This is a genomic window from Rhizobium sp. NZLR8, from assembly GCF_019685025.1.
In the GTDB taxonomy this organism is placed as follows: domain Bacteria; phylum Pseudomonadota; class Alphaproteobacteria; order Rhizobiales; family Rhizobiaceae; genus Rhizobium.
Genome location: NZ_JABDVY010000013.1, coordinates 148,066 through 161,603 on the forward strand (window position 1 = coordinate 148,066; position 13,538 = coordinate 161,603).

At 56.8% G+C, this 13,538-nt stretch carries 18 protein-coding genes and 1 tRNA gene; 12 read left to right on the forward strand and 7 right to left on the reverse strand.

Annotated elements, in window-relative coordinates; translation table 11 throughout:
• Nucleotides 1-258 precede the first annotated feature (258 nt).
• The 4 genes from HJB89_RS25080 to HJB89_RS25095 all read right to left on the reverse strand — a co-directional run bounded on the left by HJB89_RS25080 (nt 259) and on the right by HJB89_RS25095 (nt 4,326).
• Nucleotides 259-543 (reverse strand): GIY-YIG nuclease family protein, encoded by a 285-nt coding sequence (locus HJB89_RS25080; RefSeq protein WP_221116990.1) that lies wholly within the window; start codon nt 541-543, stop codon nt 259-261.
• Nucleotides 544-838: 295 nt separating this feature from the next.
• A complete protein-coding gene (locus HJB89_RS25085; protein WP_221150660.1) occupies nt 839-2,032 on the reverse strand; it encodes a TCR/Tet family MFS transporter in 1,194 nt (397 codons plus the stop codon).
• Nucleotides 2,033-2,478: 446 nt separating this feature from the next.
• Entirely contained in the window at nt 2,479-3,666 is a 1,188-nt protein-coding gene (locus HJB89_RS25090) for an alpha-hydroxy acid oxidase (protein ID WP_207583284.1), read from the reverse strand.
• A 252-nt stretch (nt 3,667-3,918) separates the two neighbouring features.
• Nucleotides 3,919-4,326: a hypothetical protein gene (locus HJB89_RS25095; RefSeq protein WP_221116950.1), complete on the reverse strand. Its 408-nt coding sequence runs from the start codon at nt 4,324-4,326 to the stop codon at nt 3,919-3,921.
• A 264-nt stretch (nt 4,327-4,590) separates the two neighbouring features.
• Here HJB89_RS25095 and HJB89_RS25100 point away from each other — a divergent pair.
• The 5 genes from HJB89_RS25100 (at nt 4,591) to HJB89_RS25120 (ending at nt 6,624) form a co-directional block, all read left to right on the forward strand.
• Nucleotides 4,591-4,667: transfer RNA gene (locus tag HJB89_RS25100), tRNA-Pro, on the forward strand.
• A gap of 158 nt (nt 4,668-4,825) precedes the next feature.
• Nucleotides 4,826-5,092, forward strand: a complete 267-nt coding sequence (locus tag HJB89_RS25105; protein WP_221150661.1) for a hypothetical protein — start codon at nt 4,826-4,828, stop codon at nt 5,090-5,092.
• 339 nt (nt 5,093-5,431) lie between these two features.
• Nucleotides 5,432-5,728: a hypothetical protein gene (locus HJB89_RS25110; RefSeq protein WP_221150662.1), complete on the forward strand. Its 297-nt coding sequence runs from the start codon at nt 5,432-5,434 to the stop codon at nt 5,726-5,728.
• Nucleotides 5,729-5,968: 240 nt separating this feature from the next.
• Nucleotides 5,969-6,292, forward strand: coding sequence for a hypothetical protein (locus tag HJB89_RS25115; RefSeq protein WP_221150663.1), 324 nt, complete (start codon nt 5,969-5,971; stop codon nt 6,290-6,292).
• Nucleotides 6,292-6,624: a hypothetical protein gene (locus tag HJB89_RS25120; protein ID WP_221150664.1), complete on the forward strand. Its 333-nt coding sequence runs from the start codon at nt 6,292-6,294 to the stop codon at nt 6,622-6,624. The genes HJB89_RS25115 and HJB89_RS25120 overlap by 1 nt, the downstream gene beginning before the upstream one ends.
• Before the next feature lie 2 nt (nt 6,625-6,626).
• Here HJB89_RS25120 and HJB89_RS25125 read toward each other — a convergent pair whose 3' ends face one another.
• Nucleotides 6,627-7,325, reverse strand: a complete 699-nt coding sequence (locus HJB89_RS25125) for a hypothetical protein (RefSeq protein ID WP_221150665.1) — start codon at nt 7,323-7,325, stop codon at nt 6,627-6,629.
• A gap of 80 nt (nt 7,326-7,405) precedes the next feature.
• Here HJB89_RS25125 and HJB89_RS25130 point away from each other — a divergent pair, with 80 nt between their 5' ends.
• The 3 genes from HJB89_RS25130 to HJB89_RS25140 all read left to right on the forward strand — a co-directional run bounded on the left by HJB89_RS25130 (nt 7,406) and on the right by HJB89_RS25140 (nt 9,579).
• On the forward strand, nt 7,406-8,017 hold the full coding sequence (locus HJB89_RS25130; RefSeq protein ID WP_221150666.1) for a hypothetical protein: 612 nt from the start codon (nt 7,406-7,408) through the stop codon (nt 8,015-8,017).
• Nucleotides 8,014-8,310 (forward strand): hypothetical protein, encoded by a 297-nt coding sequence (locus HJB89_RS25135; RefSeq protein WP_221150667.1) that lies wholly within the window; start codon nt 8,014-8,016, stop codon nt 8,308-8,310. Before HJB89_RS25130 ends, HJB89_RS25135 begins: the two co-directional genes overlap by 4 nt.
• A gap of 96 nt (nt 8,311-8,406) precedes the next feature.
• Complete coding sequence (locus HJB89_RS25140) at nt 8,407-9,579, forward strand: hypothetical protein (RefSeq protein WP_221150668.1); 1,173 nt, start codon at nt 8,407-8,409, stop codon at nt 9,577-9,579.
• 453 nt (nt 9,580-10,032) lie between these two features.
• Here HJB89_RS25140 and HJB89_RS25145 read toward each other — a convergent pair whose 3' ends face one another.
• Nucleotides 10,033-10,332, reverse strand: coding sequence for a hypothetical protein (locus tag HJB89_RS25145; protein ID WP_221150669.1), 300 nt, complete (start codon nt 10,330-10,332; stop codon nt 10,033-10,035).
• A 378-nt stretch (nt 10,333-10,710) separates the two neighbouring features.
• On the opposite strand from HJB89_RS25145, the gene HJB89_RS25150 reads away from it, so the two are divergent.
• The 4 genes from HJB89_RS25150 (at nt 10,711) to HJB89_RS25165 (ending at nt 12,492) form a co-directional block, all read left to right on the forward strand.
• Nucleotides 10,711-10,995, forward strand: coding sequence for a hypothetical protein (locus HJB89_RS25150; protein WP_221150670.1), 285 nt, complete (start codon nt 10,711-10,713; stop codon nt 10,993-10,995).
• A 12-nt stretch (nt 10,996-11,007) separates the two neighbouring features.
• Entirely contained in the window at nt 11,008-11,361 is a 354-nt protein-coding gene (locus tag HJB89_RS25155) for a hypothetical protein (protein ID WP_221150671.1), read from the forward strand.
• The gene (locus tag HJB89_RS25160) at nt 11,358-11,735 is read left to right on the forward strand and encodes a hypothetical protein (protein ID WP_221150672.1); all 378 of its coding nucleotides are present in this window, start codon (nt 11,358-11,360) and stop codon (nt 11,733-11,735) included. Before HJB89_RS25155 ends, HJB89_RS25160 begins: the two co-directional genes overlap by 4 nt.
• A 199-nt stretch (nt 11,736-11,934) precedes the next feature.
• Nucleotides 11,935-12,492 carry a hypothetical protein gene (locus tag HJB89_RS25165; protein WP_221150673.1) on the forward strand — a complete coding sequence of 186 codons (558 nt, stop codon included), beginning with the start codon at nt 11,935-11,937 and terminating at the stop codon, nt 12,490-12,492.
• A gap of 16 nt (nt 12,493-12,508) precedes the next feature.
• On the opposite strand, the gene HJB89_RS25170 is transcribed toward HJB89_RS25165, so the two are convergent.
• Complete coding sequence (locus HJB89_RS25170; protein WP_221150674.1) at nt 12,509-13,117, reverse strand: hypothetical protein; 609 nt, start codon at nt 13,115-13,117, stop codon at nt 12,509-12,511.
• Nucleotides 13,118-13,538: the final 421 nt, after the last annotated feature.

The following is a 13,538-nucleotide window of genomic DNA, read 5'->3' on the forward strand; positions in this document are numbered from 1 at the left end:
AGCGGAGTGCTTGCGGCGTGGATACTCGGGTCAAGCCCGAGTATGACGGAGAGCGGGGACAACGAGCGGCAAGAGGGGATACGTCCGGAGGAATTCTAGTAAAATGCGCGAGCGGTCTTGCGCGGTAATCGCGTAAAATTAATAGGCGGCAATTCCAATAGACCGCGGCATACTTCGCTATTTGTCGCGCTCGCTCCCCACCCTCCGTCGTCCTCGGGCTTGACCCGAGGACCCATGGCCGCAAGCACTGCGTTCGCGTCACCACAGCGTAAGATAGAGATCATCCCACCCGGGATTCATCGCCTCGACCAGATCGATCTTCCATTGCCGGTACCAGCGTTTCAACGACTTCTCACGCTGGATCGCGCTGCCGATATCCCAATGTTCCTCGTACCAGACGAGGCGTGTGCACCCATATTTCCAGGCAAAGCCCTTCGTCAGCCCTTCGCGATGTTCATAGATGCGGCGCTCCAGATCGGATGTCACGCCGATATAGAGCGTGCCGTTTTTCTGGTTGGTGATGATGTAGACATATCCCGCCATGCCCGCAGAGTGCTTGGTTGTGGATACTGGGGTCAAGCCGGATCCTCGGGTCAGGCCCGATACTCGGGTCAAGCCCGAGTATGACGGAGAGCGGGGACAACGAGCGGCAAGAGGGGAGACGTCCGGAGGAATTCCAGTAAAATGCGCGAGCGGTTTTGCGCGGCAATCGCGTAAATGATAGGCGGCAATTCCAATAGACCGCCGCACACGTTGATATTTCTCGCATGCGTTCCCCCACCCTCCGTCGTCCTCGGGCTTGACCCGTGGACCCATGGCCGCAAGCACCGCGTTCATGTCACCAAACCGCCGCCCGCTCCGCCGTCTTCAGCCGCAAGCCGAGAACCAGCGGCACGGTGAGCGCGTAGACGATGACGACCGATAGCCAGATGGCGCCTGGCCATTCCTCCCGGGTGAGGAAATAGAGGCTGGAGAAGGCGAGCGGCGCCACGATCGAGGCGAGGCTGACGGCCGAGGCGAGCACGCCCTGGAACTGGCCCTGGCTGTTCTCGTCGACCTGCCGGGTGGCCAGCGACTGCAGCGCCGGCACGCCGATGCCGCCGAGCGCGAAGATCGGCATGATCGCGAAGATCATCCAGCCGCTTCCGGCAAAGGCCATGACGGTGAGCGCGATTGAGACGCCTGCGACACCTGTCAGGATCGCCGCGCGTTCGCCGAAAAGCTTGACGGCCGGTCCGGGCAGAAAGGCCTGGGCAAGGGTCTGGCAGATGCCGAAGGCGCCGAGGGAAAGGCCGATCGAAAGCCCGTTCCACTGGAAGGCATCCTGTCCCCACAGCGCCCAGCAGGTGCCGTAGGCCTCGCCGGTGGCGCTGAAGATGAAGAACAGGATGACGAGCGGCAGCAGGCTTTTGACCTCCAGCACCGAGCGCAGCGGTTTCAGCGGATTGAGCGAGGAAAGGTCGATTGTCTCGCGGCTGCCCGGGCGCGATTCCGGCAGGATGAACAGGGCGAGCAGCAGGTTTGCGCCATTGAGCACCGCCGCCGCAATGAACGGCAGCCGCAGCCAATGGTCGCCGAGCACGCCGCCGGCGACCGGGCCGATGATGAATCCGAGGCCGAACATCGCATTGAAAAGGCCGAAGCGGCGGGCGCGCTTCTCCTCCGGCGAAATGTCGGTGATATAGGCGGTCGCCACCGAAATGTTGGCGCTGGTCAGCCCGGCGATCGCCCGGCCGAGGAACAGCATCCAAAGATTGGGCGCAAACGCCAGGAACAGGTAGTTGACGGCGGCGCCCGCCAGCGAAATCAACAGCACCGGCCGGCGGCCCAGCCGGTCGCTGAGGGCGCCGAGCACCGGCGCGAAGATGAACTGCATCACCGCATAGAGCGCGGTCATCGTGCCGATCATGGGCGCGACGTTTTCGGCATGGGTGATATCGCGCAGCAGCGACGGCAGGATCGGGAAAATCAGCCCGATGCCGACGGCATCGAGGACAATGGCGGTGAAGATGACGATAAGGGATCTGGTCATGGTGCGTTCCGGGTCGACGCGAGCCTGCAGCACCGCCGGAGCGGTTCCAGCCTTCATCAAGGCGAAAAACGGCTCCAGCCTTGGTCGCCGGGCAATCCCTGGACAAACCAGTGGAATTGCTCGGGGACGCCGATGGCTCACGATGAAGTCTGACGCTGTGTCAGGCGTTTGGTTTCTGGGAAATGCTGGCCGAACCATGCGCTGGCGCATGGATGGCGTGTGCTCGACCGCCTGGACGACAATTCGTCCACCTGTTTACTCCGCCACTGAGCGGATCAAGGGAAGCAGCCGCTTTTCGCGACGGCCAATAGATACGCCGGACGGTTGAGTGCGGCAAGCCCCTTTTTGAGACGGGGTTTGGTCGCAGGTGTGCCGTTGGATCAACAAATCTGTCGACCTGCCCGCGCGCTGCTTGGCGGGCGCACCGATTTAAGGCGCACTTCTCTTTAGCCGTGATGTCGCAGAACGTGCTGTTCATTGAGCTCGGCAAGCGAGGTAATGCCGAGCAGCGCCATGTTCTGCTGAATTTCCGTCTGAAGGATCTCGATTGCGCGCTCGGCGCCCGCCTGTCCGGCAACTGCGGCCGCGTAAAGAAACGGTCTTCCAACGAATGTGAACTTCGCGCCCAACGCCAGCGCCTTGAGAATATCGGTTCCCCGCCTTATGCCGCCATCGATCATGATGGTCGCGGACTGTCCGGTCTTTTCGACGATTCCCGGCAGCGCTTGCAATGGCGACATTGCGCCATCCAGTTGCCGGCCGCCATGGTTCGAGACGATGATGCCGTTGGCGCCGGCCTCCACCGCCTTGACGGCATCGTCTTCGTGCAGAATGCCCTTGACCACCAGGTTCCCGCTCCATCTGCTGCGGATGCGCTGCAAGTGCGACCAGTTCAGATGATCCCGCTTGGCGAAGTCACGCATCACCTTGGAGGAGATGATCGGCGCACCCCGCTCGGCGTAGGAATTCTCGAAATGCGGCATGCCGTGGTTTGCGAGTGTGGGAAGAAATGTGCCGAGGCTCCAGCGCGGGTGTGACAGGCCTTCCCAGAGCAGCCGAAGACTGGGACGCAGCGGCGTCGAAAACCCCGCCCTGATGTTGTTCTCACGGTTTGCCAGCGTTGCGGTATCGACCGTCAGCAGGATGGTTTTAAAACCGGCAGCCGCAACACGGTCTACCAGGGCGTCAATTCGATCCGGCGCGCCAGGCAGATAGGCCTGGAACCAGGCATCGGGATTGACTTCTGCCACCTCCTCCATCCGGATCAGCGACGAGCCGCTCATGATCATCGGAATGCCTGCCTGCGCCGCTGCCGATGCCAGAACCAGGTCGCCGCGATAGGCCATCAAGGCGCTGATCCCCATCGGCGCGATGCCGAAAGGCCCCGCATATCTGGTTCCGAAGATCGATGTTTCGCTGCTGCGCGCCGAAACGTCGATGAGCACTCTCGGCTTGAAAGCGTATGTCTGAAACGCATCCCTGTTCATCCGCAGGGATGCGTTGGTCTCACTCGCGCCGGCAATGTAGCCGAACAGCGGGCGCGGCAGATGGCGCCGCGCTTTGGCCTCGAAATCGTCCAGCGCCAGGACGCCTCGCAACGGATGGCTCGCCGGCTTCGTTCGAGCGACTGTCATCGCTTAGTCCAGTCCTCGCTCGCATCGAATGCCGCTTTGCGGCCCTTTCGGATCGCCGGCAGAATGAGTGTCAGCAACATCAAGGCGGAGCCTTGCGCAAAATGTAGCCGAGAGCACCGAAGAGCACAACCAGGGCCACATCCTTCGACGCCCACAGTGAACCGACGATCACCCGCAGGTCTTCGTTTTTTCAGCCAATACAAAACAGGCGGCACATCGGCCGCCTGTTTGCTCGTCTCTTAAGGTCGACCGTTACTTCTGTTCGGGCGCCAGGAACTCGGCGCAATAGGACGGGCCGTTGACGCCGGGAATGTCGGCGACGGTGCGGACGTCGCGGATCGTGTAGTCCGAGCTGGTGGTGATTTCGGTCTGGCAGCGCAGATAGGAGGTGCGGGCCGACGCGATCTGCTTGCCGCGCTTGCCGTCGGCGCCTTCGGCATATTTAGCCGGAATGCGCACGGTCTTGTAGCCGCCGCGCCAGGTATAGACGGTAGTCGACCCTTCCTCGCGGTCGCTGAGCGGCGGCCCGTAGGCGGCAAAGAAGATGCCGGCCGATTTGCCGACCCAGCGGGCCTCGATCGGATTGCCGGCGGAAGGTATGGTGGTGCATCCGGCAAGCCCAATTGCAAGCCCGGCCGCGGTGATGGTGCGGAGTTTCATCGTGTCGTCCCTGATCTCTAGCGCAGTGGCTGCGAATCCGCTCTTTACGCGCGCTTTCGCCTGTCCCGTCGAGCCCTTTAGCGCGGAACCCGGCAAAAGAAAATTGCCCCTGTGGCACTTCCCGACGATTTGCTCCGAGTGTGTCTTTTTGCAGCAGCGGCGCACCGCCCGCCCTGTCATCAACCCGTCAAAAAATCCACCGGCTTTTTGGAATTTGGTGCTTGTGCAACCAGATAGGCTGTTCTATAGAAGCGCCGCTGGTCACGGAGTGTAGCGCAGTCTGGTAGCGCACCACGTTCGGGACGTGGGGGTCGAGTGTTCGAATCACTCCACTCCGACCAGCTTGATTTTAAACGCTTTTTCCCGAATTTTTGCGAGCGTTTTTCGACCCTAAATTGGCGGACCCGACAGAAATCCCGACAGTTATTTTTTTGCTGTCGGGATGCGGCTTTCACCGATAACTTCTATTTGAATCAGGCTTCAACCTTAGGTGTGCGCTATGCGTAATATTAGAACATATTCGAAGCAGGTCACTTTTAGGCATCCGTTCCAGCTTCCGAGCGTCGGCCGTGAGCTTTTGTCCCCTGGTACCTACGCAATCACTGTCGAGGAGCGAACGGATTTCATTGCTGGACACCCCAAGGTGTCGACGGTGAATCACATCAATTTCCCAGAGAGCTTTTTCAAGGAAGGCCAGCTTGGCATGTCGGCCATGCTGAACAAGGGAGAGCTTGAAAAAGCGATTGCCGATGATGCGGCGGCTTGAAACTGGTACCGGTGCTGGAATTGAACCAGCGCACGTAGCGGTGACTAATCGCTACCTCGCAGCTTCCGGCCAGTCATGCTGGTTGCCGCTATGTCCAGGCCACAAGGCCTGCGCTCTACCAGACTGAGCTACCCCGGCATATTAAAGTCATCCCAGTGCCCCCTCAGCCGGAATCGAACCGGTCTTCGTTTGCGTGCGCACCATTACACTGCAGAGGGGATACCACCGTCGCCAGTTAGGTCGTCTCAGTGACATCACTGTGAACGACCAAATCAAGTGTTGACACAAATGCCCAAGAGAACAAACTAGGAACATATTCCGTCCTACCGGAGTGTGATCGTGAGACATCGCCGCAGCATCGACCTGACAAAAACACCCGATCCTCCCGTGATCGTCGACAAACCGAAAGAGGTTGGGGACCTCTATGATATTGCCGGACGCTTCTCTGATCTGTCCGGCTGGGCTTTGATCGGCGGCAGGTGCGCGAGGTGTGAACGCGAAGGCTGGATCGACCGTGATTGGTTGGAAGCAAAGTATCCATCCGTTGTGATTTCAGACCTGGCAGGAAAGCTCCGTTGTAGGAAGTGCGGTCACAAAGGTGGCAACAGATGGATACTCGGCAAGCCGCCGCGATAACGAATAGGTTCTAAATTTCCACAGAAGTATAATAGATAGATTACTAGAACATTCAGAAGTCCAACTGTTACAAACAAGGGGCAAAATCGGGAAATTGCCCCCGATTTGTAAAAGTTGCGGGCATTGGCCCACACTTTTTTACATTAAAAATGATTTGGTCGTTGAGTTTATAGATTCAATTAATATGTTGTTTACGAATCTTACTGCAGATTGTGCGCGTTGAATTTGAAGGAGCCGGTCATGTCGAATATGTTTACGAGCAAGAATCCGGCTGGCGTCGCCGTCGGCCAAACGGCCGCGATTTTTGGTGTTTTGGCAGCCGGTGCTGTCAACGCACACATGCAGGGTCTCCAGGCGATGAGGGCCGCTCGCGAGAGCAACAATTCGCATGTCCTCCGTCACCAGCTCGACGGCGCAATCCAGTATGCTGAAACCCTCATGACCCTTGCGGAGCAGCAGGCTGCTGAGATCGTTCGGCTCAAGGCTGAGAACGAGCGTGTGAAGACTGCAGCTCGGACCCACTACGAAAGCGCCCGTCGCTTGGCTCAGAAGGTCGCCGCGTAATGGATGTCGTTGACGCAATTGATGCCTGGATCAGTCAGCGACTGACCACCAAAGAAGTTTTCATGATCACGGGCTTCAGGTCGGTCAGAGCGCTTTACGAAGAGGTCCGGTTTGACCGTCAGGATCGTGAGAACGAAGAGGAAATGAAGGACATGAGCGCTTTTCACGCCGCTGTAGAAGCTGACGAACTGGAAGCCGAGGCTCGGTACCAGTTCCACCATTTCCTTCAAGAACATCCTGACCGGGTCGACGACTGCGTCCGTGCGCTGCGTCACGAAAAAAAGCGGCAGCTGATCGAGATCGGCCGCCGCTTTTCAAACAGGGCTGCCTGAATTTACTGCAGGCTGTATGATGATTGAGGGTGAGTTAGCGCAGGCTGGCTCGCCCTTTTTGCTGCCAACCGATGAGCGAAGACAGTGTCGTCCTTTGGTGCTGACTGGCCGACTGACAGGATCGCCATGAGCGAGTGAGGCTTGCCGTCCAGGGCAGCGGCTACCCGTCTCTCGGTCGCTTCCTTGACGACCTGGAGCTGGTCGTCGGTTAGCACGTTGAGCCAATCGATCTGGTCCTTCGTTAATGCAGACAGGTCAGCGAGAATGCGATCCTCGACCGGCATCGACGCAAACACCTGGACTTGCTGTGCCGGTGTCAGGCGGTTGTTGATGACTTCCACAGCCTTTGCTTCACCAGCAGCTAGCTCCTCAGCGCGGCCGAGGCGTTCTGGTTCTGGAAGGGCCATCTCCAGGTTCGCAACCGGGGCGGCCGGTGCAGCACCTCCGCCACTCAACCGGCTCGTAAGCCAGTCGAGGAAGGCGGTAGCCGTGTTCAGCCCCGCCGCCATGAATTGCAGGATCGCCTGCACGATTGCCATAATAAATCTCATATTGAAGCTCCCAACTTCTTGTTGGTTTGATAACATCACTGTGGGAATCGGCGGCGAATTAAACAAATCCGCCGATGAACCAAATAAAAAAATAGTTGACGCGATCAGAAAATAGTTTTGATCCGAAAATGGCGTGAGATTTTTTCTCACAAAATGCTTGTGGTCAACGATATTCCGTCAAATCATTGTTCTTGAGAGCGCAGTTGCTCCCCAAAAACAGGGGAAACATCATGTTTCAATATTCAAACTACATGTCACCGGCGCAGGTCCGCGACATGCTCAATCACGCACTCAACTGGCTTAAAATCTCAGGCACTGCACCGACCGTCGCCACCGCCGCACAGCTCATCAACAAAGCTCCTCGAACCTTGGAGGCATACCGCGCCAAGAACGATCCGCGCCAGATCAGCGCCGACGATCTCCTGAAGCTCTTCGGCGAGGCGGTCTGGACGTTCGGTCAGTTTCCTGCCGATCCAATCATGCCAATCACCGTCTTTGACGAGAGTGGACAGCCGGTCGTGCGTGTTCGTTCTATCCACTCGGCTTCCTTTATCGCCGACTGCAAGCACGGTTCCGGGTACTACGAGATCAACGACGGCGTCTATGTGTCTTACTATCTCCGCGATCTACCAGAACGGACGGTCCGGAAGAGCCGTTTGCGCAGGCTGATGTTCTCCCGCGCGGTGAACTGCGACCAGGCGTGCAAAGCGTTGAACTGCTGCGAGTATGCTCTCGTAGCAATGATGCTTGACGCTCCACTGGTCGATCTTGCAGCGCCATCCGAAAAGGGTCTGCGAGTGCTGGAAGCAATGACAACCGCGAACCTGGGAGAAGCAGCATGATCGAGATCGAATATCTCCACTTCGTGGCGAATGGTGACGACTTTATCGAGCGTCGGTTTCGGTCCTCGCTGCCGTGGCCAAAGAACGGTCGGCTTTATGCGGTAACGGTCGAGCGTTCGAAGCTCGGTCATATGATCGTTGCGGAGGACACACGAAAGAAGTTGTACGGCCGGGTGGCGCTCAAGCATGAACACCCTCTGGATGAGCATATGGAGATCGTCGACAACGGACCAGCAGCCGTTTCGCTTACAATGCTCAGCCTAGTGATTGAGGGAAAGGTACCGCTCGGGTAGTATCTTTGCCGTTCGAACGGCATCCACGCCCTCGAACCAAAGATAGGGATAGGTGCGCCGTTGGACGTGAAGGGGTTCACCTGGGAAAGAGGGCCATTGTCTACCTGCGCGGCCTGTAAACAGGAGACGTTCGGTCTACTGCGAGCTGGCGGACACACGCTGACAATGCGTTGCTCAAAGTGCCGCTATTCCGAGGATGCCGAACTTCCTCCGGTCGACAAAAAAGTAATCTACCTCGATCAGTTCGTTTTCAGCCTGCTGTTCAATGTTACCTCAGGCGGGCGTCTGTCAATTGGTCACGAGGCGTTTGCCAAGGAACTCCATGAGCGCTTGCGCCGACTGGTCTTGCTCCAGCAGATCGTCCTACCGCATTCGGATATCCATCGGGAAGAGACGACCGTCTTTCACTCTGCTGCGGCGTTGCGGGAGGCATACGAATACATCGGAGGCGATATCTCATTCTCAGACGTATCGACTGTCGAGCTTAGCCAAGTGCTGGATGCGGCCGATGCGTTTTTGAAGGGTAGCCCGCTTGACCTGGACCTGTCCGTCGATGAGGTCCTGGAAAGCAAGCGCAACGAATGGCTCTCGGACATGCATATATCCGTGCGATCTGATTACAGCCGGTTTGCGGATGGATTGCGCAAGATGCGCGACGGAGCCCACGCTGACATGGAGCAGCTCGCGGCCAGTTGGGCTGCTGATAAGCCAAGTTTCAGTGACGTGCTCAAACTAGAGCTGGACGCTGTCCTACAGGGAAAAGTCGGGGCGGTCGCGGCGACCGAGAGAAAGAAATTGAGCAACGATCCTGATGTGGTCTTCGACGCCGTGAACTCCCCGATCCAAAGAGAGGTCCGAAATCTTCTAAATTTCATGAAAAAAGAAGGCATCCCTGCCAATGAATCAGGCCAGAAAGTCCGAGATTTGTGGGATTCAGATGTCTACCGGCAGCTGCCACATCACCGCATCTCGGCTTACCTGTTTGCCGCCATCGCCCGTCGAGTGGTCGGCGGGCAGAAAACCGTAGTCAACAAAGGCATGATGAATGATGTCCGTGCCATCGCGACGTACGCTCCATATGTCGACGCCATGTTCGTCGACAAGACATCGGCTCAAATGCTGCAGGAAAAACCGCTTTCGGATGACCTGCATTACAAAGCCCGCATTTTTTCCTTTTCAAACGGTGATGAATTTTTGGACTACCTCGACGATCTGGAGGCCAAAACACCTCCAGATGTCAGAGAATTCTCATCACGCATCTACGGCTGAGACATACCGGGGTCCGGTCGGTTCATACCCGCCGTCTGGGTGCATCAAGCATAGGAAGACATGGCCGGAAGCATACTGGATAGCGTGGCCATGAGCCCTGGTCGTCGCGTCGGGGTCCCAGCGCTCCTTGAGGTCGGAGCATGTTCCAACGGAAACCACACCGTCGTCGATTGTTGGGGTGTGGGGACGGCCGCCGCCGATTGGGTATCCGAGGGCCTTGAACTGAGATGCTAGGCCTGGTGAGCCGCTGACGCCCCTGTGGAAATGAATGCCATGCTCAACGCCGTTCACTTTGGTGGAAGTGCCAGGGTAACCGGTCTGTTCGGGTTTCGGGTTCGTCATTCACTGTCTCGATGAGGGATATCGAGGTCAGCCTGACGACCGCCGCTGCAAGATTCGATGCTATTCGCAAAGGCCGGAAAAGAAAAGGCCCGGGCGGTCCCGGGCTTGAGATCAGATGTTTAGAGGCGTGCCTTCCGGCGGCAGAGGCCAGAGCCCCATCTCTGAATACTTTTTGCGGAAGTAACTCTTGCGGCATTGTCTTTCGATAGCGCGGCGAGTGCGAGCTTCGGCTTGGTGAGCACGCTCCTCAGCCTCGCGTTCGTGGAACGCATCGACGGCAGCAAACAAGGAGTTCGCGAGCTGGTTTGCTCGGCGTTCAAGAGCTGTCAGTTTTGGTTTGGTCGGCACTTTCATCGGGTAGTTCTCGGTTGCTATGAGTAAATGGTCGCTCGAAAATGCTGCCTTCGTCAACAGAATTTTCGAGCTAACTCATTGAGAAATGTTGACATTTCTCCCATCCATCGGATTCGAATACGTTATTTCTCCTCCGATCCATCGAGATTATTTTCGTTACTTCCAAAGCCGAAAGTATTGTTTGGAGATGAACCGTCAGCCTTTGCCAGAGTGATCGGCGAGCGGACAACAGCCTGTTTGTCCCAGTATTCCCGCGTGGTCGAAGCCATGCCCGGTAGGCCGCTCATCTTACGAAGAGCATCTTCATCTTCCGGCTGCGGCGTGATGAACGCGTTTCGATACCTAAATGATTGTCCGACGGCTTGTCAGCTTCAAGCGAAATCACTGGAAATATTGCCGTTTCCTAGTAAGAAGGATGCAACCAGGAGGATTTACATGCCGTTTGATGCCAAGATCGTTGACCCAGCTAAGAACGTGTCGACAGTGACCTTTCCGACGGACGATCCGACCGATGTGGAGCTGATTGCAGCCCTTGGCGGCGGTGCTGACGTCGATATCCACCCGGTGGGCGACGTTGAGCCCTGGGCGGTTTTAAAGCTGAGCGGGGGCACTGACAGACTGATCATCGGCAAGTGGTCTCATGGTGACGGTCCTTCCAAACGACGGATAACCTGCGACATAACCGATGCTGAGGCAGTCAGAATTGCCAATTTCTGGTAGTGGTTTGGCGATATGACAACTGTCTCGGACTACGAAGAATGGTCTAAAACCTACGGCTGCAAGCCCAAAGACTTCGAGACCCAGCAAGCGTTTGAAGGGTGTGTCTCTGAGCGCAAAGAGAAATACTTTGCCGATATCGCTCAAGCGCAGGCCACTGTCGAGCGTCAGCAGACGATGGAATACGTCGGGATGGCGGCCGTCGTCGTTGTAGCTTTGCTGCTCGTTTTAGCCAGGAGGCCGACCTGGCGATTGATCGAAGGTCTGTTCATCAGCTCGGCCGCCAAGACGATATCGACCAAAAGAGACCTGACCGCATACAAGGATGATGTCGCTCGTCGCATCAGAGAAAAGGCAGATAGCAAATGAAGCGTACGGTCCTGGTAATCATGTCCATGCTGGCTGCATCGACGGCGCTGGCGGAGAGCAAGCTGACCGTCCAAGGAATGCTCGACAACGTTTGTGTAACAGGCCGCCTGGATGAGAAACGGCTGGGGCCGGATGTTGCGACGATTGCAAAAGTAATGAACATGCGGTCGCAAGCTCTTCCTGCAGAGATGCTACCGACCATCAATCCAGACGCAACTGAAGCCTGGGGCCTCGCTGGTGGCGATCAGACCTTCATCTTCGCGTTCGCCCGGAAGAAAATGGATGGCAAGACCAGCGACAGTTGTTCTGTGTCTTCGCCCGTTACGGCTCAGGATGTTGCAGCCATCAAGACGCACATCGAGACCCGGTACTAGGTCGTCAAAATCGCCCAGCAAGAGCAAGGTGCGTCGACAATCACCGCGTATCGGGCGGAACTGATCGGATTTCAGACGCCAAAATATTTCAGCCTACAGCATGTCCATCCAGGCGAAGGCCTCCAGGAGATGGTCATGGTGTCGTTCTTCGACGCACCTTAACCAAGAAGCAGGGGCGAACTGACACAAGGAAAAATGGATGACCCGGCCTCCACCAAAATTTTTCGGCTTGGCGTCATCCACAGGCCTCTACCTCAAGCTGATGTTCGATATTGAGCGCCTGAAGGCCGGTGGCGGCACGAAAGCTGTCCAGTATGCGGCCATGGATGCTGCTGTCACAGCCTCTCACATCCTCGACTGGGTGCTCAATGAACTGACACCTGACGCACACTTACGTCTGACGGGTCTCAAGAGAGGCGCGAAACGGAAGAGAGACGAGCCTGGGCCGATCATCACGTTCATCGAGCGCAATCGGAATGAGCTGGGCGGGATCGACTACTGTCGGCAGATAGCCAACTCCATGAAGCACATGAAGATTTCACTCGGACCAGCGATCAACGGTATCGGCTCGACCGTGAAGCTCAAATGGACGGAAAACCAAATCACAAGCGCCCATGCTATCGCGTACATCCAAATCAAAGATAACGGTGACAAGATCAACATTGTCGAACTGTTCGAGGATACGGCCGAGCAGTGGCGTGGTTTCCTGATCGAAGAAGGTCTTTGGGTTAAGCAAGCGCCTGAGATCGAGGACTAAGTCGCGCCAGCGCAGATCATCGTCGCCTCATCGGATTTTCCCATGGTTTTTTCTCCAGCCAGTTCATCATGACGTCAAAGGCTGCAAGCTTTGCCTCGTCGGAGGTCTTATAACGTCGTGAGGCACTTCGCTTATGCTTACTGGCGCGGTGCGTGATACCCGCGCTCCAGTAGTCCGAGACGGGATAGACACTGATCACCATCCCATCAGTCCGGAGGTAGTGGCCGCCGGTCTTGCAGGAGTTTTGCCATTTGCGGCTGAGCCAGTTATCCCGACGCTTGCTTCTGTTCCGGTAGCGAACCTCTCGCTGACGGGCACCTTCGATGTCATTTTCCATATGACCGGCGCAAACGCAGCCCACCTTCAAGTCATCAGCATACTCTTCATGTCGCATGACATGCACAAACATGACCATTTGCCGTTCGCACATCTCGCAGAGCTGTTCTCGATCATCGAGCTTGTAGTAGTCCACGACATGCCAGCCCTTGTGCGGCACTCCGTGCTCTGACCATTTGCCACCGCCTGGAGGGACCGACGGGTCCTCATATGCACCAGTTTCACGCTCGTTCACTGAAAGAACGGACTTCAAAAGCCTGGCAAGTGGGCTATCTTCAAGTTCCATCATGCGATCCTTTTCCTCGACCGCATGATGATACATTCTGAATGGTTGACAACGAAGAATCCGGGAAAAGCTACCGACCCTGACAAGTTTGAATACTGGCTGGCGGCATCATGCCGTGCGCGACGAAGTGATCCCGGATTTTAGTCTGTTTCTGTTGATTGCCACTGAGAACTGACAGCACTTGCGGGACAGGTTGATCACTCGCGAAATCCTTGGGCACCCGGCTCCTTTGCTGAGGGAAACTACCGAGTTTGTCTAAATCAGGTCCGTAAGCGAAGCCTCGAAACCCGTCCCGGTTCCCACCGCTCGGAGGCGTCCGCACATGCTCGCAATGCTAATCGCAGCGGCTCAACGGTGAAAAGCTTGAACGGCTGACAACACCACTAAACTTGTCGATCAGGGCGGTCGCTGGCCAATTTAATTA